Source organism: Actinoalloteichus sp. GBA129-24 (genome assembly GCF_001941645.1).
Taxonomy (GTDB): Bacteria; Actinomycetota; Actinomycetes; order Mycobacteriales; family Pseudonocardiaceae; genus Actinoalloteichus_A; species Actinoalloteichus_A fjordicus.
This window is the reverse complement of record NZ_CP016077.1, coordinates 1203363-1224178: the sequence shown is the minus strand read 5'-3', so window position 1 is coordinate 1224178 and position 20816 is coordinate 1203363. Positions and strand designations below refer to the sequence as shown.

Below are 20816 nucleotides of genomic sequence, written 5' to 3'. Positions count from 1 at the left end.
GCCAACGGAGAGGATGCGTCGTCATGGATCATCGGCTTGTGCACGGCATCGAGCACGCCTTCGGTTGGGCCGGCCCAGACCGGCTCGGCCGCGAGTTCGCCCGCGGTACCCTCCCCGACCCCGAACTGTGCGCGCGGCTCCTCACTCCGGCTCGACTGCTCGACCTCATCTCCCGCCGTGAACTGCACAACCCGCAGCTGCGGATGCTGCGAAACGGCGCTGACCTGCACCCGCGCGAGTACTTGGCCCAGCACCCGAGCAGCCGCGGCCACCGGATCTCCATGGCCGCCATGCCCCGCATCGGGCACTACCTGGAGCAGGGCGCCACTCTCGTCTTGGACGACCTGGCCCCACTGGACGCCACCCTGGAGGTCGCTTGCCGAGCCCTGAGTTGGTGGAGCGGCGAGCACACCCGGGTCAACATGTACCTGACCACCCAGGAAGCGTCTGGGTGGGGCATCCACTGGGACAGCCATGACGTCCTGGTCGTACAGCTCGACGGCACCAAGAGCTGGGAGGTGCGCGGCCCAACCCGACCCGCGCCGATGGAACGTGACGCCGAACCGAATCTCGAACCTAGCGGCGAGATCGTATGGAGCGGCACCCTTCGTACCGGGGACGTCATGCACATCCCACGCGGTTGGTGGCATCAAGCCACCCGCACTGGACGCGGGAACGGGCACAGCCTGCATGCCACCTTCGGCCTCACGCAACGCACCGGTGTCGACTACCTCGCCTGGATCGCCGACCAAGCCCGCGCCACCGGCGAGCTCCGTGTCGACCTCGGCCAACGGCCCGACACCGACCAGCACCAGCGGCTCGCGGCAGTCGCCGCCGACCTGCTGCACAGGCGCAGCCCGGCGGACTTCCTCGCCACCCGCCACCGCGAGGACACCCGCACCCGGCACACCACCGCGTTCGGGATCTTCGGCCCACCCCGCGCCGTGGTGTGCGTGACCAACTTCCCGCCGGAACTAACGGTCGACGACGACATCGTGACCGTGCAGGCGGCGGGCAAGAAGATCACCGTCCCGGCCGTCGCGTTGCCCGCGCTGCGCCCCCTGCTCAGCGGCAACCCGGCCGACCTGGCCGATCTCGCCTCCCACACCGGCGTCGACACCGCCGCCCTCGCCGCAGCGTTCACCGGTGCCGGGGTCTGCGCTGACCTCACCGCGGATCTGGCCACCGGCTACGACGGCACGACTACCACCAGCCAACCGGCCACAGCGGTCAACGCCTGACAGCCCTCCCCGCAGCCACTGACCGGTCAGAACAAGGTCGGCGCTTCCTCATGGCCAGGATCAAGTGGGCCGGTGAGCCGGAGGCGATCTACCTGGACGGTCGGACGTGCCGGTCGGTGGCCGGGGAGCGTCCTATCCTGCGCACAGCGTCGCGGCCGGGAGGAAGGCGTACGTCCCCGGGTTCCGCCATCGCTTCCACCCGCGAGACCCGCGCCGCGACGTACTGCTCGGACTCGTCGAGGACGCGGTCACCGCCGGACGCCCACCGCGCTCGATCGAGGCCTTCATCGCCGAGCATCACGATGAACTGCGCGTACGGGTTCCCCGTCCGCAATGGCCATCCGATCAGGATCGAACGTGACACAGGCGCGCAGGCCGGGCGGCGAGCAGGCCGTGGTCACGCACCGACATGTCGAAGGCGGACGCCGGTCCGCCGTGGCCCCGATCCGAAAACTCGACTCGCCGTGCGCCGTCACCGTGCTCCCGGCAGACGGACCGCGCGATACCCGCTGAATCCCCCTCACCAGCTCGAATCGGTTCGATCCCACAGCTGACCCAGTCCGGTCGCTGGTCTGTTCGGAGTAGCCCGAGCCGCCGTCCGGCGGGCATCCATCTTGTGGTGTCCGAGTTGTTGCGAAGCCAAGAGACTGGGAATGCAGTCGCAATCCCCTGCCCTCTCGAGACTTCGAGGTGACGAGTCAATGCGCCTGAATCGCCTAGTTCCCACGATGGTCGGAGCCGCCACCGCGCTCTTATCCGTCATCGGACTGAGCACCACCACCATCGCCGCCGAACCGGCCACCGCCGCAGGCGGTGAAGTCCCCGCCGTCGCTCCCGTCTCCGCCGTCGCGGCTCCCGAGACCGACGGCGCGCAGACGTTCATCATCGACGGCGAGTTCGCCACCGACGCGCCGTGGGCGGCGCGGATGTTCAGCAACGGTTCTCCCGTCTGCTCGGCGACCATCATCGCCCCCGAGTGGATCCTGACCGCGACGCACTGCGTCGGCTCGCCCAGCGCGACGACCTTCCGGGTCGGCAGCCTGGACGCGAACGGCGGCGGGACGGTGGTCGGCGTCGCCGAGACCGTCGCGCACCCGGTCGCCGACATCACGCTGGTACGCATCGACCAGGCGGTCGACGCGGTGTACGCACCACTGGGGACGGTGGGCGACGCCAGGGTCGACGACACCGTGCAGCTCTACGGCTGGGGCGCGACCTGCACCGGCAACGAGTCGGGCTGCCAGTCTCAGTACCTCAAGTACGCCGACACCCGCGTGCACACGCTCGACGCGCAGGACTGGCTCGGCGGCGACGCCATCGGCGTCACCAGGATCAACGGCATCGCGGCGGGCGGCGACTCCGGCGGCCCGATGTTCGCGACCAGCCCGGTCGACGGCGGCTACTACCAGGTGGGCGTCGCCTCGACCAGTGACCGCGCCACCGTCTCCTTCTACACCGACATCACCCGGTACCGGGACTGGATCAGCTCCGTCGCGGGCGTCTGAGTCGCCCGACCACCGGACCGGAGGCTGGGCGCCCCCGACCGTCACCGCCGACGGCCCCTGCCCACGCCGAAGGCCGCGCCGCGAGCAGCGTTGCTCGCGGCGCGGGGTCCGGCTAGACCAGCTCGTCGTCCCGGTTCTTGATCTCGGCCTGCTCGCGTGCCGCGCGGCGGCGCAGGATCAGCGCCCGGATCGCGGGCAGCAGGGCCACCAGGACGAAGGCCGCGAGCAGGGTTCCGGAGATCGGCCGGGTGACGAAACCGGTCGGGTCGCCGTCGAAGATCAGCAGCGACCGCCGCAGCGAGTCCTCCAGCAGCGAGCCGAGCACGAAGGCCAGGACCAGCGGGCCGGGGTCGAAACCGCATTTCTTCATCAGGTAGCCCAGCGCGCCGAAGACGATCACCAGGATGATGTCGAACGGATCGTTGCGCACCGTGTACACGCCGACCAGCGTGATCAGCACCGTGATGGGCGCCAGGATCGTCGGCCGTACTCGCAGGATCTTCACGAACAGCCCGATCAGCGGGATGCTCATGATCAGCAACAGGATGTTGCCGATGTACATCGAGTTGACCACGCCCCAGAACAGCTCGGGTTCCTCCGAGACCAGTCGTGGTCCCGGCGTCACGCCCTGGATGAGCAGCGCACCGAAGATCACCGCCATCGTCGCGTTCGCCGGAATGCCCAGCGACAGCAGCGGGATGAACGACGAGGTCGCGGCGGCATTGTTGGCGGTCTCCGGCCCGGCGACGCCCTCCACCGCCCCCTTGCCGAACCGCTCCGGGCGCTTGGCCCGGCGCTTCTCCACCGCGTAGGCGGCCATCGAGGCGATCGTGGCACCGCCGCCGGGCAGGATGCCGAGCACGAAGCCCAGTACCGAGCCGCGACCGATCGCGCCGGAGGACTGCCGCAGGTCCGACCGCGAGGGCCACACGTTGGCGACCTTCGACGGTGCCCGCGTGGCGCGGTGCCGCTCCTCCAGGTTGTAGAGGATCTCGCCGAGGCCGAACAGGCCCATGGCGATCGGTACGAAGTCCAGGCCGTCGGCCAACGACAGGTTGTCGAAGGTGAACCGCTCCACTCCGGTGAAGCCGTCCCGCCCGATGGTGGCCAGCAGAAGGCCGACGCAGGCGGCGATCACGGCCTTGAGCCGGTTGCCCCCGCCGATCGTGGAGACCAGCAGGATGCCCAGCAGCGCCAGTGCGGTGTACTCCGGCGGCCCGAAGTCCAGGGCGAAGCCGGTGACCACCGGGGCGAGCAGCGACAGGGCCACGATGGAGACGGTGCCGCCGATGAAGGAGCCGATCGCCGCGATGCCCAGCGCGGTGCCCGCCTTGCCCTGGCGAGCCAGCGCATGGCCGTCGAAGACGGTCACCACCGAGGAGGCCTCGCCGGGCAACCGCAGCAGCACCGAGGTGATCGTCCCGCCGTACTGGGCACCGTAGAAGATGCCCGCGAGCATGATGATCGAGGTCACCGGCTCGATGCCGAGGGTGACGGGCAGCAGGATGGCGATGGTGGCGGCGGGGCCGAGGCCGGGCAGCACGCCGACCAGCATCCCGACGACCACGCCGATCAGGCAGTAGAGCAGGTTGATCGGCTCTAGGACGACGCCGAAGCCGTCCAAGACCGGTGACAGGTCCACGGACACTCCTAGAACAGGTGCGGAATGGGAACGGAGAGGGCCACCACGAAGATCAGATAGAAGGCGACGGTCACGGCGATGCTGGTGATGATCGAGGTGCGCCAGCTCTCGCGTCCGAGGAATCGAACCCAGACGAAGGTGAGCAGGGCAGCCGGGATCTCGAAGCCGATGGTCTCGATGACGGCGACGAAGCCGACCATGGTCGCCAGGCCCGCGAGCACCAGCAGTGCGGTGCGGGAGAACCGCTCGCCGTCGGTGGCCTTCGGTGCCATCGCGACCAGAGCGGCGGAGAGGACGACCAACACGACGCTCACCAGCATCGGCCACATGCCGGAGCTGGGTGCGCTGGCCGTGCCCACCCCGAGCGACACCGAGCCGATCAGCATGGCCACGCCGAGCAGGAACACGGCGACGGCGGTGACGAGCCTGCCCGCCAAGCCGATGGGCGGCGGGCGGTACTCCTCTTCCGCCTCCTCGACGGCCGCGACCGCCTCGCCGAGGCTCGTTCCGACCAGCGTCTCCCCGGCGGGCGATTCGGCGGCCTGCCGCTGTTCGGCCGCCGTGCGCGTCGTGGGCGTGGGGGTCACGTCCGCCTTCGCCGGGCCGCCCGTCGTGTCCGTCACGCGCGAAGCGCCGCGATCCGCCTCATCGAGGGGACCGGTCACTGGTTACCGCCCATGTCGATGTCGAACTCCTCGACCATGTCCTCGTAGGTGGTCAGGTTCGTGCTCCACTGCTCACGCAGTTCCTCGCCGTCGACCTCGTTCGGCGTGAGCTGGTTGTCGGTGTTGAACCGCTGGTAGTTCTCGGAGTCGAAGACCGTCTGGAACGAGGCGCGCAGGGCGTCGATGACCTCTTGCGGGGTGTCCTTCGGCGCGAAGACGGCCCGCGACTGCTGCACCTCGACGTCGTAGCCCTCCTCCACGGCGGTGGGGGTGTCCGGCAGGTAGGACGGCCGCTCCTGCGCGAAGGTGACGATCGGGTTCAGCTCGCCTGCCCGGATCTGCTCCATGGCCTCGCCGAGCTGGATCGACCCGACGTCGACCTGGCCGCCGAGCACTGCGGTCAGCGTGGGCGAGCCGCCGTCGAAGGGCACGGCGGTGGCGGTGACGTCCGCCTGTGCGAACAGGGCGGCCTGGGAGAGCTGGCTGCCGGTGCCGACGCCCGTGGTGCCGTAGGTGATCGTCCGGCCCGCGTCGACCAGGTCGTCGACGGTGGCGAAGTCCGAGGACGCCGCGCTCACCAGGATGTAGTCGTCCTGGGACAGGCCGGTGATGATCTCGTAGTCGGCGATGTCGACGGCCTCGCTCTCGGAGACCGCGAGCGGCGTGATGTAGGCGAGGCTGCCGTTGAAGATCATCAGGGTGTGCCCGTCGGCCGCGTCCCCTGCCAGCTCTTGGGCCGCCAGGGTGCCGTTGGCGCCGGGCTTGTTCTCGACGGTGATCGCCACGCCCAGATCCTCGGTAGCTCCGTCGGCCAGCGCACGGGCGATGAGGTCGGTGCTGCCGCCGGGCTCCTGACCGACGTAGATGCTGATCGGGTTGCCGTCGGGGAAGTCGGCGCCTTCTCCGGAAGCGCCCCCGAGGTTGCCGCCACAAGCGGACAGGGAGACGGTCAGAGCCAGCCCGAGGCCGGTCACCGCCCACCGGCGCTGGCCGATGCTTCTGGTCATGTCGTCTCTCCTCTTCGAGAAGCCGGCAGTCCGGCAGCCGGTGCTGTGAGTGGCGTCACGAGCGCCTGGACGGGGGAAGAGTAGGAACCTGGTGTCATACCTGTCCAGATCCGATGCGGTATGGATCGATACTCTCGCGGCATGAGGAGCACCCGAGGCGACTCCGGTGATCGACGAGGGTGACGCGGGCGTCGCAGCTCGGACACGAGCCAGCGGCGGACCGGCGACGCGGCGGGAGACTCGCACCGGGGCCCGGTCGCCGTCGGCTCGCTGGATCGTCTCGGCGGGCCCGGCATCGACGAGGCGGCATCGCACACCCGGAAATCGCCTGGTCATCACCAGCGCGGGCGGGCGTTCCCCCAGTGCCGGATCGCGTCGCCCAGCGCCGTCGTCGCTGGTCGGCGCCTCGCGATGCCGCCAGAGACCGCGTCGTTCCGCCCGGGGAAACTCACGCGCGGACCGGTGCGGCGACGGCTCGACCCACGGCACTCTCGACGGGCTCGGCCCGGCTGGCCGACGCGCCTGCCGCCGTCGATTCCGCCGCGATCCTGGGCCGCCGAGCGGGGGTGGGCCTGCTCGATGGGGAGACCGCCCGAGGGCTCGCCCAGGGGTCGGCGGACCGCGCGGGACACCGGCCGAGACGATGCGGGCCGACGAGCCCGCCGGGTATCGGTTGAGTCTCGACCAGGCCGCGACGACCGTTACCGAGCAGGCCGAGCCACGTCGGCCGCGAGGTCGCACGCCGGCGAGTCGGCTCTCGACGAGCGGCCGAACCGGGCTGCGGCGGCCGCCGCCGTTGCCTTGATGCCCTGACGGCATCGAGTTATGCGAAAAGGCTTCTAGACAGGCATCGGTCGGCCTTCCTACGGTGACCGGGACCACCGGCCGCGCGCGGCGTCGACCCGAGTGCCGCACGGAGCCGTCGGACCAAGGACGCCCACCCCGTGCCGCTGCTCCCTCCGGACGACCTCGCAGTCCGGCGATCTGCCCACCCGCAACCGAGGAGGAGACCGTCATGACCGGCCGAACCCCCACCGTGGCTCGCGTCCAGGCGGTTCCCGTCGCCGGACACGACAGCATGCTGCTGAACCTGAGCGGCGCCCACGGCCCGTTCTTCACTCGCAACATCGCGATCGTGACCGACAGCGAAGGCCGGGTGGGCGTCGGCGAGGTGCCCGGTGGCGAGGCGATCCGACAGACCATCGAGGACGCGGGCGAGCTGCTCGTCGGACAGCCCGTCGCCCGGCTCGGACGCCTGCTCCGGTCCGTCGCCGAGACCTTCGCGGCCCGCGACGCGGGCGGGCGGGGACAGCAGACGTTCGACCTGCGCACCACGGTGCACGCGGTGACGGCACTGGAGTCCGGCCTGCTGGACCTGCTCGGGCAGCACCTCGGCGTCCCGGTCGCCGAGCTGCTCGGCGACGGACAGCAGCGCGAGGCCGTCCCGATGCTCGGTTACCTCTTCTATGTGGGAAATCGACGCTCCGCCGCCGAGCTGCCCTATGTCGCCGAGGCCGAGCCTGCCGACGAGTGGGAGCGGCTGCGCCGTGCGGAGGCGCTCACCCCGGAGTCGGTGGTGGCGCTCGCCGAGGCGGCCCGGGCCCGTTACGGCTTCACCGACTTCAAGCTCAAGGGCGGCGTGCTGCCCGCAGAGCAGGAGATCGAGGCGGTGCGCGCGCTGGCCGGACGGTTCCCGGACGCGCGGATCACACTGGACCCCAACGGCGGCTGGCTGCTGGCCGACGCCGTCGAGCTGTGCCGCGACCTGCATGACGTGCTCGCCTACGCCGAGGACCCGGTGGGACCGGAGGGCGGCTTCTCCGGCCGCGAGACGATGGCGGAGTTCCGCCGAGCCACCGGACTGCGCACCGCCACCAACATGATCGCGACCGACTGGCGACAGCTGGCCCACGCCGTCCGCGCGGGCGCGGTCGACATCCCGCTGGCCGACCCGCACTTCTGGACCATGCGTGGCTCGGTGCGCGTCGCCCAGCTCTGCGCCGACTTCGGCCTCACCTGGGGTTCGCACTCCAACAATCACTTCGACGTGTCGCTGGCGATGTTCACCCACGTCGGGGCCGCCGCGCCGGGCGAGATCACGGCGCTGGACACCCACTGGATCTGGCAGGACGGTCAGGCACTGACCCGAGACCCGCTGCGCATCTCCGGCGGGCAGATCACGGTGCCCACCGCCCCAGGGCTCGGCATCGAACTCGACACCGACGCGCTGGCCGCCGCACACGAGCTGTACCGGGAGCACGGACTCGGCGCCCGCGACGACTCCGTGGCGATGCAGTACCTGGTGCCCGGCTGGGAGTTCGATCCCAAGCGGCCGTGCCTGGACCGCTGACCACACACCAGTCCGTCCCCTCGACGTTCTCGGACGAAGGAGTCCCATTCCATGACCAGCACCGCGAGGGAAGGCGCCGCCCCCGCCGTCCTCGATCGGATCACCTCGGTGACCTTGTCCTCGGTGACCCTGCCGCTGCCCGGCGGCATCAGCGACGCGAAGGTGCTCACCGGCAGACAGCGGCCGATGACCGAGGTCGCGTTTCTCTTCGCCGAGATCCGCACCGAGGGCGGCGCGGAGGGGATCGGCTTCAGCTACTCCAAGCGGGCGGGCGGGCCCGCTCAGTTCGCGCACGCCCGTGAGGTCGCGCCCGACCTGATCGGCGAGGACCCCAGCGACATCGGTCGACTGTGGACGAAGCTCGTGTGGTCGGGTGCCTCCGTCGGGCGCAGCGGCGCCGCCACCCAGGCGCTGGCCGCCTTCGACGTCGCGCTGTGGGACCTCAAGGCCAAGCGCGCCGGACTCCCCCTGGCGAAGCTGCTCGGTGCCCACCGCGACTCGGTGCGCTGCTACAACACCTCGGGCGGATTCCTGCACGAGTCCATCGATCAGGTGATGGACAACGCCACCCGCACCCTGGAGGCGGGCGTCGGCGGCATCAAGATCAAGGTCGGGCAGCCCGACTGGGCCGAGGACCTGCGGCGGGTCGCCGCCGTCCGGGAGCACATCGGCGACACGGTGCCGCTGATGGTCGACGCCAACCAGCAGTGGGACCGGCCCACCGCCATGCGGGTCGGCCGCGCGCTGGAGGAGTTCGGCCTCGTCTGGATCGAGGAGCCGCTCGACGCCTACGACGCCGAGGGACACGCCGCCCTCGCCCGGTCGCTGACCACCGCCGTCGCCACGGGCGAGATGCTCACCAGCGTCGCGGAGCACTACGAGCTGATCCGCCACGGCGCGGTCGACATCCTCCAGCCGGATGCCCCGCGCATCGGCGGCATCACCCAGTTCCTCAAGCTCGCGACGCTGGCCGAGCACCGCAACCTCCAGATCGCGCCGCACTTCGCCATGGAGATCCACGTCCATCTGGCGGCGGCCTACCCGAACGAGCCGTGGGTGGAGCACTTCGACTGGTTGTACCCGCTGTTCAACGAGCGGCTGGAGACCACGGGCGGGCGGATGCACCTGTCCGACCGCCCCGGACTCGGCATCACCCTCAGCGAGCAGGCCCGCGCCTGGACCGTCGACCGAGTGGAGATCGACGCACCGTACTGAGCGCGTCGGGCGGCGCCCTCGCCCCGAAGTGCGCGTCGGGTACCGCAGGGCGCCGCCACGCCGGTCGCCCGGCGTCCGACGACCGGCACGCAGGCCCGGTTCGGCGGTTCGCGCGGACCGGCCGCCGCTGTGCCCGGGCCTCGGTCGCGCCGCCGACCCGCTGCCCGGCACAGGATGGACACGTTTCGATCCGTCGAGGCCGCAGGAGGAGGAGTCACAGTGCCGGACACCGACGATCACGACGTCGTCCTCATCGGCGCGGGGATCATGAGCACCACCCTCGGTGTCCTGCTCGCCCGCCTCCAACCGGACTGGCGCATCACGGTGGTGGAGCGGCTGCCCGATGCCGGTCTGGAGAGCTCCCACGCCTGGAACAACGCGGGCACCGGCCACGCGGGGCTCTGCGAGTTCAACTACACGCCACGCAGGCCGGATGGCTCAGTCGATCCCGAGGGCGCGCTGCGGATCGCCGAGCAGTTCCGCACCTCGCTGTGCTTCTGGGCGCAGCTGGTCGAGGAGGGCCTGCTCGACTCCCCCGGCGACTTCGTCCGCTCGGTGCCGCATCTCGGCTTCGGCCGGGGCGCCGAGGGGGTGGCGTATCTGCGGGCCAGGTTCGAGGCGGTGCGCGGCCATCCGCTGTTCGCCGATCTGGCCTTCTCCGACGACCGTGCGGTCCTCGCCTCCTGGCTGCCGCTGGTGTTCCGGGACCGGTCCGCGCGGGAACCGGTCGCGGCGACCCGCTCCGCCCAGGGCACCGACGTCGACTTCGGCGTCCTCGCGCGCGGGCTGCTCGCCGCCCTGCGGAGGCAGGGTGCGACGGTCCGGCTGAACCACGAGGTGCAGGCCCTCCACCGGCACGGCGAACGGTGGCACCTGGCCGTCCGGGACCGGGTGACCGACCGGCGTCGGGGCCTGCGAGCCCGCTTCGTCTTCGTCGGCGCGGGCGGCGCCACGCTGCCGCTGCTCCAGTCGGCGCGGGTGCCCGAGGTGCGCGGGCTCGGCGCCTTCCCGATCAGCGGCCGGTTCCTACGCGCGTCCCGACCGGAGCTGGTCGCCGCACACGCCGCCAAGCTCTACGGCCACGCCGCGCCGGGCGCGCCTGCGCTCTCGGTGCCCCACCTGGACCGCCGAGTGGTGGACGGGCAGGAGCACCTGCTGTTCGGTCCCTTCGCCGCGTTCTCTCCGCGCTTCCTCCGCGAGGGCAGGCTCACCGACCTCGTCCGTTCGGTCCGCGTCGACAATCTGTCGACGCTGGCGGCCTCGGCGCGGGACAACCGGGACCTGATGGCCTATCTCCTCCGGCAGCTGACTCAGTCGCCCGCCGACCGGCTGGCCGCGCTGCGCGAGTTCGTGCCCACCGCCCGCGCCGAGGACTGGGAACTCGTCACCGCAGGCCAACGTGTCCAGCTGTTGAAGACCGTCGGCGGCCGAGGCACCATGGTCGGCTACGGCGCCGAGACCCTCGTCTCGGCGGGCGGATCGCTGGCCGCCCTGTTGGGCGCCTCCCCCGGTGCCTCGGCGTCGGCCTCGGCGATGATCGACGTGCTGGCGACCTGCTTCCCGGAGCGGATGTCGGACTGGGGGCCGCGACTACGCGAGGTGGCGCCGTCGGCGAGCCCGGTGCTCGGATCGGACCAGGCCTCGGCAGCAGAGCGACTCGCGCAGGCTCGTCGAACCCTCGGACTCGTCCCCGTCTCCGCCGTCCCGGCCGAGGACGACCCCGCTCGGCGAGGATGCCCGGCCCCGGGACGAGGCCCCGTCGCCCGACGGGACGACCCGGCGCACCGATCGGAGAGCCCCGTGAGCAACGCCGTCGACCGAGATCTCCTCGTCCGGCTGCACGAGGCCGTCGGCTCGGCGGGCCTGGTCACCGACCCCGACCGGATGCGCGGTCACCTCACCGACTGGCGCGACGCCTACCGGGGCCGCGCCGCCGCCGTCGTCCGCCCCGGCAGCGCCGAGGAGGTCTCGCGTGTGGTGGGCCTGTGCCACCGGGCAGGCGTCGCCGTGGTCCCCCAGGGCGGCAACACCGGGCTGTGCGGCGGCTCCGTCCCGGACTCCTCCGGCGCCCAGATCGCGCTCTCGCTGACCCGGCTGCGGCGCGTCCGCGAGGTCGATCCGGCCAACCAGACCATCACCGTCGAGGCGGGGGTGGTCCTGGAGAACGTGCAGCGGGCCGCGCGGGAGGCGGGGCTGCTGTTCCCGCTGTCGCTGGGCGCCCAGGGCAGCTGCACCATCGGCGGCAACCTCGCGACCAACGCGGGCGGGACGGCCGTGCTCCGCTACGGGACGATGCGGGACCTCACGCTCGGGCTGGAGGTGGTGCTGCCCGACGGCCGGGTGTGGGACGGCCTGCGCGGGCTGCGCAAGGACAACACCGGGTACGACCTCAAGCACCTGTTCATCGGCTCCGAGGGCACCCTCGGTGTGATCACCGCCGCCGTCCTCACCCTCTTCCCGGCGATCCGCAGCCGCGCCACCGCCTGGGTCGCCCTGCCCGATCCGCAGGCCGCCGTCGACCTGATCGGCGTCCTGCGGGCCACCGCAGGACCCCGGCTGACCGGCTGCGAGCTGATGTCCGCGCAGAGCCTGGAGTTCGTGCTGCGGCACGTGCCGGGAACGCGGGACCCGTTCACCGGCGCGCATCCCTGGTACGCCCTGGTCGAGCTGAGCGACCCGATGGCCGACGCAGGCCTCGACGCGACGCTCGAGACCGCGCTGGGCGCGGCGTTCGACCGGGAGCTGCTGCTCGACGCCGTCGTCGCCGAGGGCTCGGCGCGGATCGCCGCGCTCTGGAACCTGCGAGAGGGGATCTCCGAGGCGCAGAACCAGGAGGGCCCCAGCCTCAAACACGACGTGACCGTGCCCATCGGCAGCATCCCGGCCTTCGTCCGGGAGACCGACGAGGCGCTGCGAGCGGCCGTGCCGGGCATCCGGATCGTGACCTACGGGCATGTCGGCGACGGCAACCTGCACTACAACCTGAGCGGGCCGCTCGACATGGAACCGGACGTCTTCCGCGCCCGCGCCGAGGAACTCGCCCGGATCGTCTACGACTCGACCGCGCGTTTCGCGGGCAGCATCAGCGCGGAGCACGGCCTCGGTCAGTCCAAACGCGACCTCCTCGCCGACTACAAGCCCGCCGTGGAGATCGAGTTGATGCGCGGGGTCAAGCGACTTCTCGATCCGGCGGGGCTGATGAATCCCGGCAAGGTGCTGCCCGCCGAGTGACCCGAGGACGCGGCGGCGCCCGGACCGCTGGCGGCGGTCGGGACGGGGTGGCTGCCGGACCGAAGCGGCGGTCGAGACGGGCGGCTCTGCCTGACCGGCAGGCAGGCGGGCAGGGCGCGCGGCCTGGCCGCCGATGGCGACCTGACGACCGGCGACCCGGGGCAGCCGAGGCAGCACAGCCGACCGGCCCCGCCGGGGACTCACCCCGGACGTTCGGGCTCCGGGCCACCGATCTCGATGCGCTCGCCCGGCCGGACGACGCGGCCTCGGCTCGGCTGGACCGGTCGCCGACTCCGCTCGGCCTCGGGGGCCACGACGCTTCGGCCCCGACAAGCAGCCGCACTCAGGTATTCAGGTAGCCTTAGTAAGCATCCTGAAAAGGTTTCCGAAGTACCTGTCCGCTGTCCGCTGTCCGCTGTCCGCTGTCCGCTGTCCGCTGTCCGCTGTCCGCTGTCCGCTGTCCGCTGTCCGCCACACCGGCCGTCCGGGAAGGACGATCGCGCAATGACCGAGTCACCGACGTCGGCTCCGCCCGCCCCCCTGCCCCAGCTGATCAGCGGGCTGTTCGACTGGGTGGCGGCCGGACTGGCCGCGCACCTGAGCAGTCAGGGTTTCACCGATCTGCGGCCGACCCATGTCGTCAACGTCCTCCGGCACCTCGACTGCGGCGGCACCAGGCCGACCGTCCTGGCCGACCGGGCAGGCATGACTCCCCAGGCGATCAGCGAACTGGTCGCGCATCTCGAACGGGCGGGCTACGTCCGCCGGGTGCCCGACCCCTCCGACGGTCGGGCCCGGATCGTCGTCTACGCCGACCGAGGTGAGGCAGCGGGCGACGCCGCAGCCCGGTACTTCGCCGAGCTGGAGACCCACGGCGCCCGCCTGGTCGGCGCCCAACGATTCGACGACGTCAAGACCGCGTTGGAACAGATCCTGAGTTCGGGACACGTCGACGCGACCGGGAGCACGACGTGACGCCGGGGCGGAGACGATCCGATCGGCTCGTGGCCTGCTGGGACGGCCTGGCCGCAGGCTACGACCGGCGCAGTGCGACGGTGGAGCAGAAGTACCTCGGCGACAGCAGGCCGTGGGTCTGCGGTCGCGCCCTCGGTGCCACGCTGGAGATCGCCGTGGGCACCGGGCTGAACTTCCCGCACTACCCCGCCGAGGTCGAGCTGACCGGCATCGAGTGGAGCCCCGCGATGCTCGACATCGCCCGGCGTCGCGCCGAGTCCGCGGGCCGCCGCACCGACCTCCGGGTCGCGGACGCCACCCGGCTGCCCTTCCCACCGGACTCCTTCGACACGGTGGTGAGCACGTTCGCGATGTGCTGCATCCCCGATCACCGGCTCGCGCTGGCGGAGGCCGTCCGGGTCCTGCGCCCCGGCGGGCGGCTGCTGCTCGCCGACCACGTCGCGGCGTCCGCGTGGCCGCTGCGGCTGCTGCAACACCTCGTCGAACTCGTCAGCATCCCCACCCAGGGCGAGCACTACACCCGCCGCCCGGTCCGCGATCTCGGCGCACTGGGGCTGACGGTCGTCGAGACCCGCCGAACGACCTTCGGCGCGATCGAACGGGTGCACGCCCACAAGCCCGCCGACTGATCCCGGCGCGCCCGACGTCGCGACACTCACCACCCGCCGAGGCCGCTCCTCGCCCACGCAGCAGGGGACCACGCCCCGCGCGCGGCCGCAGGGCGGCAACGCGGCGCACCGGCCGTCGGCGAGAGGCGGCCCCGCAGCACGTCGGTAGGGGTGCGGCCGCCCGCCGAGTCACCGCGCGCCCACGCAGGCAGGCCGGGGAAGCGACTCGACGCTCGTGCCGAGGGCGAACGCGTCGTGCAGGAGCCCCGCGAGCGTGGTCAGCTGCGGCGCCGCGCGGTCGGTCCGCCACACCAGGCCCAACTGCGAGGGCTCGGCCAACCCGTCGACCGGCAGGTAGCGCACGTCCTCGCGGCGGGTGCGCTCGGCCAGCGGACGGCAGACCAGCATGGCGTGGTCGCCACCTGCCACCAGGGCGAGACCCTCCTGGATGGTGGCGATGCCCGTGGTGGAACGGATCGGCATGCCTGCGGGCGTAGCGGGCGGCACGCGGGCGTTCAGCCAGTAGTCGGGCGCGTCACCCCGGCGATAGAGGACGTCCAGACTCGCCAAGTCCTCGACGTGCACCTCGTCTCCGACGGCGAGCGGATGGGACGCGGCCACCGCGAGCAGCTGGTCCTGCGGCGGGAAGCGGTAGCCGACGGTCAGCGCGGGCTCGCGCACCGGCAGTTCGACCACGACGGCGTCGAGCCGACCGTCCAGCAGGTCCGAGAACGGCGAACCGAGCGGGATCTCGCTCAGCAGGACCGTCACCTCGTGCTGCGCGCGCAGCCTGCGAAACGCGACGGTGATCTCCTCGTAGACGCTGCCGTGGAAGCCGATGCGCAGCTCGCACAGCGCACCACGCCTGGCGCGTTCCCGAGCACGGCTGAACACGGTGTCCAGCGCGGCGTAGGCCGGGCCGACCTCCTCGACGAACTGCGCGCCGAACCGGGTCAGGGCCACGCGTCGGCTGGTCCGTTCGACGAGTCGCGCCCCGACCCTGGACTCCAGGGCGGAGATCAACTGGCTCACCCGGCTCTGCGAACAGCCCAACCGGGCCGCCGTGCGGCCGAAGTGCAACTCCTCGGCCAGCGCGAGCAGGCACTCGATCTGCTGGACCTGCACCTGATTCATCGCTTTCCCCTCCCCGCCCATCGATCACCCTGACTGATCGAACGTTGAACAGATCGTCGTTGTTCGCCGCCGAGGCCCGCAGTTGACTGACGTCATGGGTTTGTCAACGCCGGTCGACACCACCGGAGCGAGTTCGGCACGTACCACCGGTCGGCAGTGGGCGGCGGTCGCCGTGCTCGGCCTGAGCACGTTCATCGTGGTGACCTCCGAGATGCTGCCGATCGGCGTGCTGACCCCGATGGCGGAGGGCCTGCGCATCTCGCCGGGCACCACCGGATACAGCCTGACCATCACGGGCCTGGTCACCGCCGTCACCGCGCCGCTGGTCCCTCGGCTGCTCGGCGGGCTCGACCGACGCATGGTGCTCGCCGTCGCGATGGTGGTGCTGGCCCTCGGCAACGTGCTGACCGCCGCCGCGCAGGGCTTCGGGCTGCTGGTGGTCTCCCGCATCATCCTCGGGTTCGGCATGGGCGTGGTGTGGGGGCTGGCCTCGGCCGTCGCGACCCGGCTCGTGGCGCCCCGCGACGTCGCGCTGGCGGTGTCCTTCGCCGTCGGCGGCGTCGCGGCGGCCTCTGTCATCGGCGTGCCGCTCGGCACGATCGTGGGCAACGCCTTCGGCTGGCGGGCCGCGTTCGCGGCCCTGGCGGCGACCGCCGTGCTCCTCGCCGCCGCACTGCTGCCTGCCCTGCCGCGACTCCCCCAGCCCACCCCGGTGCACGACTCGACGTCCGCCTCGGCTCCGGAGCCGCTGTTGCGCAGTGCCCCGGTGCTCGCGGGTCTGATCCTGATCGTCTTCCTGGTCACCGCGCACTTCGCCGCCTACACCTACGTGCGCCCGGTCCTGGAGGAACGCACCGCATTGACGCCGTCGGCCGTGGCGCTGCTCCTGCTCGTCTACGGCGTCTTCGGGCTGGCGGGAAACTTCGCCACAGGCGCCCTGGCCGCCCGCCGGGCCCGCGCCACGGTGCTGAGCCTGGCGGTGGGCATCACCGCGTCGATCGCGCTGCTCGCGCTCTTCGGCACCGTCGCCTGGCTCGCCGGGCTGGCAATCGCCCTGTGGGGGCTGGCCTACGGCGGATTGTCGGTGGGCGGGCAGATCTGGATGACGCAGGCCGCGCCGGACCGGATCGAACACGTCACCGGGCTCTACGTCGGCGTCTTCACCGGCGCCATCGCGCTGGGCGCCTTCCTCGGCGGCACCGTCGTCGAAGCGGCGGGCGTCGTCGGGCTGCTGTGGGGCGCGGCAGGCTGCGCCGTGATCGCGCTGCTCGTGGCGCTGTTCGGCCCGGGACCGACTCCCCGGCCGCGTGCCAAGGCGGCGGCCCGGGCTGCGGAGGCGTGATCATGACCCCGTCCGCCGAGAACCCCGCCGCACGGCCCGCCCGCAGGCCGATCATGCTGCTCAACGCCGCCTACCTCCCGAGCAGCCACGACTGGCGCACCGAGACGGGCCGCGCCCACTCGCCCTTCGACGTCGAGACCTTCCTCCGCGAGGCACGCCGGGCCGGGGCCGCAGGCTTCGACGCGTTCTTCGAGCACGCTCGGTTCACCGGCACCCCGGAGGACATCGCCGAGCAGCTGCGTCGCTGGTTCGACGAGGGCGGCGTGGACGGTTTCCAGATCATCCTCGGCAACGGCTTCCCCGCGGTGTGCGACATCGTCCTGCCTCGGCTGCTGCACCGACCGGGCTGGGGGCTCGATCCACGGTGCCCCGACAAGGCCGCCGCCGGCGGTTCTCCCACGGTGGGCGCAGGCGCGTCCCGGCCGCCGCGCGGTACGGGCGACGGGCACAGACCGGGTCTCGCGGGGGCACCGATGCCGGTCGGTCGGCGCGCCTACCGCATCGGCCGGGGGCGGCCGGGCCGGTCAGGCACTCGCCCCGGACACCGACTCCGAGAACGCGCGCCACTGCTCGTCGGACCGGTCGAGGGCATCGGCCGCTGCCGAGGCGTACTGCGTCGCGTCGGACCCGAGCAGCAGGCGAACCGGGGCGTCGGCTCGATTCGCCAGCTCACGGACGGCCGCGGCGACCCTGGCAGGCTCGGCGACGTCGAGGGAGGCGGACCGCAGCATGGCGACGAGACTGCCGACCGTCTGCTGAGACGGCTCGCTGATCGGCGGGATGGTCATCGACGAACCGGCCCAGTCGGTCCGCATCCCGCCCGGCTCCAGGACGGTGACCTTGATGCCCAGCGGCGCCACCTCCTGAGCCAGGACGGTGGAGAAGCCGCCGACCGCCCATTTGGCGCTCTGATAGGCGGCCAGGCCGACCGTGCCGATCCGGCCGCCGAGCGAGGAGACCTGGAAGACGTGCCCGGAGCCCTGCGCACGCAGGATCGGAAGCACCGCCCTGCTGACATACACGACGCCGAAGAAGTTGGCGTCGATCTGCGCCCGGAAGTCCTCCAGGGTCACGTCCTCGACGGCGGCCACGTCGCCGTAGCCCGCGTTGTTGACCACGACGTCGTAGCGGCCGAACGCAGCGAAGCCCGCCTGCACGGCCCGCTCCACGTCGACGCTGCTGGTGACGTCCAGCGCCACCGGCAACACCCGGTCGCCGTGGCGGGCCACGAGATCGTCCAGCTGTTCCGGCCTCCTGGCCGTGGCGACGACCCGATCACCGGCGCCGAGGGCCTCCTCGACGATCGCGCGGCCGAGGCCTCGGGAGCTGCCGGTGACGAACCAGACCTTCGACATGGGTGCTTCCTTCCCTGATGACACCGATGAGCTGCCGGCACCGATTTACGTACCGGAAGTCTCTTACGCGAATCACCGTAAGGGACCGTCGGTACGGTGTCAACAGACCATCGGTACCGTAAAGTCGCCGCCATGATGGCCTTCCAGCGCGCCCGCAGCGAAGAGAACCGCGAGATCCGCAGGCAGGCGATCCTGGACACGGCCACGCAGATGCTCGGCCAGATGTCGGTCAACGACATCAGCCTCAACGAGCTGAGCCGCCGCAGCCTGCTCGCCAAGTCGGCGATCCTGCGGTACTTCGAGTCCCGCGAGGCGGTCCTGCTCGAACTGCTGGATCGAGCCTGGACGCGGTGGACGGCCGAACTCGCCGACCAGCTGCCGACCGGAGACCCCGCCGAGAAGCCCGTTCGGCAACGCTGCGACGAACTCGCGAGCACGCTCACCCGCAGCCTGGGCCTGCGACCCGAGCTGTGCGACCTGCTCAGCGCGCAGGCGGGCGTCCTCGAACACAACGTCTCCCCCGAGGTCGCACGCCGGTACAAGAAGGCCGCCGTCACCAATGTCGCCGCCCTTGCCGACCTGACGCACGCGCAACTCCCCGAACTCGGCGAGACCACCGGCACGCTGTGCGGGCAGATCATCATGGCCGCAGGCGCCGTCTGGGTCAGCTGCCTGCCGTCCGCCAGCATGCTCGCCGCCTACGAGATCGATCCCGAACTCGCGAAGTTTCGGCTGCCCTTCGAGTCGACGCTCCACACCATGCTGACCACCCTGATCACCGGATCGCTCGCCCTGGCCCCCTCCGAGGGCGACGTCGACTGACGCCGCCCGACCGCGCAGCGACACCATCCGCGACGGCGCCGACCGGCATCGGCGGATCTCCGGGTTCTCGTGACTTCTGGATCGTCGTGTTCTCTGGATCGTCGTGTTTTCTGGGGCGCCCTCGGGACAACCCGCGACGGCCGCCGAACGGCGCCGGAGAAATCGAGTCGCCCCGGTCTGCCGATGCAGGGAAGACTGTCCGCGTGACCGCGCTTCCCCTGGTTCCGCCGTCCGAGGCTCCGTCGTACGGAGCCGTGCGGCTACGAGCCTTCGACGAGCGTGACGTGGCCATGCTCCAAGACCTGTCGACCGATCCGTACGTGCCGGACACCGGCACGCTGCCGGGCGACGCCGGGCGCGCGGAGGCCCTCGCGTACATCGAACGGCAGATCGGCAGGCTGGACAGCGGGGCCGGTTATTCCTTCTGCGTGGCGGCGAAGGACACCGACGAGGCGCTGGGCACCGCCGGGCTGAACCTCGGGCAGCTCGCCGCCGGTCGGGCGTCGGCGGGCTACTCCGTCGCACCTCGGCATCGGGGGCGCGGACTCGCGGGCCAGGCGCTCATCGCGCTGACCCGCTTCGCCTGGTCCGTCTCGGGGCTGCATCGCGTCGAGCTGTATATCGAACCGTGGAATCGCGCGTCCTGGCGTACGGCCGAACTCGCGGGCTACGTCCGCGAGGGGCTGCTGCGGAGCCATCAGGAGATCGGCGGCAGGCGGGTGGACATGTACCTGTATGCCGCGATCGGGCAGCCCGAGGGGCACCGGACCGCCTCGGCCGCGAACACCGGCTGAGGATCCGACGTGGTCGGCACACGGACAGCGCAGGCACACCACCGACGACCCGCGACGGACGCTGTCGCCCACGCGCGTCCGTCCGAGAAAGGACACTCGTGATCGACTCGGGTCTGGACGGCGTCGTCGTCCTGGTCACCGGTGGAGCAGGCGGCATCGGCGCCGCGATCTCCCGCGCCTTCGCTGAGCAGGGAGCGCACGTGGCAGTGCAGTACTTCGACGGGCCGGAACCGCCCGCAAGTCTCCGGTGGGAGCACGCGAGCCCGGCGAAGAACGACGCCGAACGGCTCGTCTCCTCGTCGGTCGGCGGCGTCGCCGTCGGCGCGGATCTGGCCTCAGCGGACGCCGCGCCGAGGTTGTTCGACTCTGTCGAGCAGCTGCTCGGCCCCGTCGGCGTCCTCGTCAACAACGCCGCGCACTGCGAGAGCCCGGACACCTTCGCCGAGCTGACCTCGGCCGGACTCGACCGGCATTACCGGGTGAACGCGGTGGCCCCGGCGATGCTGATCGCGGAACTCGCCCGACGAAGCGGAGGCAGACGTGCCTGCGCCGTGAACATCTCCACCGACGCCGCGCGCGCGTTCCCCGGCCAGATCGGTTACGGCTCCTCGAAGGCAGCGTTGGAGGCGGTGACCAGGGCGGCGGCGCTAGACCTCGGACCACAGGGCATCAGAGTCAACGCCGTCGCGCCCGGCCCGGTGCAGACCGGCTGGATGAGCGAGGAGCTGGTCCGCGACGCCACCGACATGATCCCGCTGCGGCGCGTCGGCACCCCGGCGGACATCGCCGACGCATGCGTGTTCCTGGCCTCCGAGCAGGCACGCTGGATCACCGGCCAAGTGATCCAGGTCGCGGGCGGGCACGCCTTGTAGCCGGGAGGGTCGGCGCTCCGTGAGGTCGCCTGCGAGCACCGGATGTCGCGCGGCAGGC

At 71.7% G+C, this 20816-nt stretch carries 16 protein-coding genes; 11 read left to right on the top strand and 5 right to left on the bottom strand.

The annotated features are described in order from the left end of the window. The first annotated feature begins 23 nt into the window (after positions 1–23). Both UA75_RS05605 and UA75_RS05590 read left to right on the top strand, forming a co-directional pair. Complete coding sequence (locus UA75_RS05605; protein WP_075739345.1) at positions 24–1241, top strand: JmjC domain-containing protein; 1218 nt, start codon at positions 24–26, stop codon at positions 1239–1241. Between the two features lie 701 nt (positions 1242–1942). Then, positions 1943–2746 (top strand): S1 family peptidase, encoded by an 804-nt coding sequence (locus UA75_RS05590; protein ID WP_075739342.1) that lies wholly within the window; start codon positions 1943–1945, stop codon positions 2744–2746. A 112-nt stretch (positions 2747–2858) separates the two neighbouring features. On the opposite strand, the gene UA75_RS05585 is transcribed toward UA75_RS05590, so the two are convergent. The 3 genes from UA75_RS05585 to UA75_RS05575 are packed head-to-tail and all read right to left on the bottom strand — an operon-like array spanning position 2859 to position 6060. Then, positions 2859–4388, bottom strand: a complete 1530-nt coding sequence (locus tag UA75_RS05585) for a tripartite tricarboxylate transporter permease (protein WP_075743449.1) — start codon at positions 4386–4388, stop codon at positions 2859–2861. A gap of 8 nt (positions 4389–4396) precedes the next feature. Beyond that, the gene (locus UA75_RS05580; protein ID WP_083683931.1) at positions 4397–5011 is read right to left on the bottom strand and encodes a tripartite tricarboxylate transporter TctB family protein; all 615 of its coding nucleotides are present in this window, start codon (positions 5009–5011) and stop codon (positions 4397–4399) included. Positions 5012–5049: 38 nt separating this feature from the next. Continuing rightward, a complete protein-coding gene (locus tag UA75_RS05575; protein ID WP_075739341.1) occupies positions 5050–6060 on the bottom strand; it encodes a tripartite tricarboxylate transporter substrate binding protein in 1011 nt (336 codons plus the stop codon). A 1015-nt stretch (positions 6061–7075) separates the two neighbouring features. Between UA75_RS05575 and UA75_RS05570 the strand changes: the two genes are divergently transcribed. From UA75_RS05570 to UA75_RS05545, 5 genes are all read left to right on the top strand, one after another. Then, positions 7076–8410, top strand: a complete 1335-nt coding sequence (locus UA75_RS05570; protein WP_075739340.1) for an enolase C-terminal domain-like protein — start codon at positions 7076–7078, stop codon at positions 8408–8410. Positions 8411–8461: 51 nt separating this feature from the next. After that, the gene (locus UA75_RS05565) at positions 8462–9625 is read left to right on the top strand and encodes an L-talarate/galactarate dehydratase (RefSeq protein ID WP_075739339.1); all 1164 of its coding nucleotides are present in this window, start codon (positions 8462–8464) and stop codon (positions 9623–9625) included. 219 nt (positions 9626–9844) lie between these two features. Continuing rightward, positions 9845–12856 carry a malate dehydrogenase (quinone) gene (mqo, locus tag UA75_RS31590; protein WP_232251166.1) on the top strand — a complete coding sequence of 1004 codons (3012 nt, stop codon included), beginning with the start codon at positions 9845–9847 and terminating at the stop codon, positions 12854–12856. A 504-nt stretch (positions 12857–13360) separates the two neighbouring features. Beyond that, positions 13361–13831, top strand: a complete 471-nt coding sequence (locus UA75_RS32560; protein WP_083682950.1) for a MarR family winged helix-turn-helix transcriptional regulator — start codon at positions 13361–13363, stop codon at positions 13829–13831. Positions 13832–13860: 29 nt separating this feature from the next. Further along, positions 13861–14460 carry a class I SAM-dependent methyltransferase gene (locus UA75_RS05545; RefSeq protein ID WP_075739338.1) on the top strand — a complete coding sequence of 200 codons (600 nt, stop codon included), beginning with the start codon at positions 13861–13863 and terminating at the stop codon, positions 14458–14460. A gap of 168 nt (positions 14461–14628) precedes the next feature. Here UA75_RS05545 and UA75_RS05540 read toward each other — a convergent pair whose 3' ends face one another. Continuing rightward, positions 14629–15573: a LysR family transcriptional regulator gene (locus UA75_RS05540; RefSeq protein WP_075739337.1), complete on the bottom strand. Its 945-nt coding sequence runs from the start codon at positions 15571–15573 to the stop codon at positions 14629–14631. A gap of 94 nt (positions 15574–15667) precedes the next feature. Between UA75_RS05540 and UA75_RS05535 the strand changes: the two genes are divergently transcribed. Continuing rightward, positions 15668–16915, top strand: a complete 1248-nt coding sequence (locus tag UA75_RS05535) for an MFS transporter (RefSeq protein WP_075739336.1) — start codon at positions 15668–15670, stop codon at positions 16913–16915. Between the two features lie 524 nt (positions 16916–17439). Here UA75_RS05535 and UA75_RS05525 read toward each other — a convergent pair. Beyond that, complete coding sequence (locus UA75_RS05525) at positions 17440–18270, bottom strand: SDR family NAD(P)-dependent oxidoreductase (protein ID WP_075739334.1); 831 nt, start codon at positions 18268–18270, stop codon at positions 17440–17442. Between the two features lie 132 nt (positions 18271–18402). Between UA75_RS05525 and UA75_RS05520 the strand changes: the two genes are divergently transcribed. From UA75_RS05520 to UA75_RS05510, 3 genes are all read left to right on the top strand, one after another. Continuing rightward, the gene (locus tag UA75_RS05520) at positions 18403–19092 is read left to right on the top strand and encodes a TetR/AcrR family transcriptional regulator (protein WP_075739333.1); all 690 of its coding nucleotides are present in this window, start codon (positions 18403–18405) and stop codon (positions 19090–19092) included. A gap of 203 nt (positions 19093–19295) precedes the next feature. Further along, positions 19296–19886 carry a GNAT family N-acetyltransferase gene (locus UA75_RS05515; protein ID WP_075739332.1) on the top strand — a complete coding sequence of 197 codons (591 nt, stop codon included), beginning with the start codon at positions 19296–19298 and terminating at the stop codon, positions 19884–19886. 98 nt (positions 19887–19984) lie between these two features. Continuing rightward, positions 19985–20758, top strand: coding sequence for an SDR family NAD(P)-dependent oxidoreductase (locus UA75_RS05510; RefSeq protein ID WP_075739331.1), 774 nt, complete (start codon positions 19985–19987; stop codon positions 20756–20758). Positions 20759–20816 lie beyond the last annotated feature (58 nt).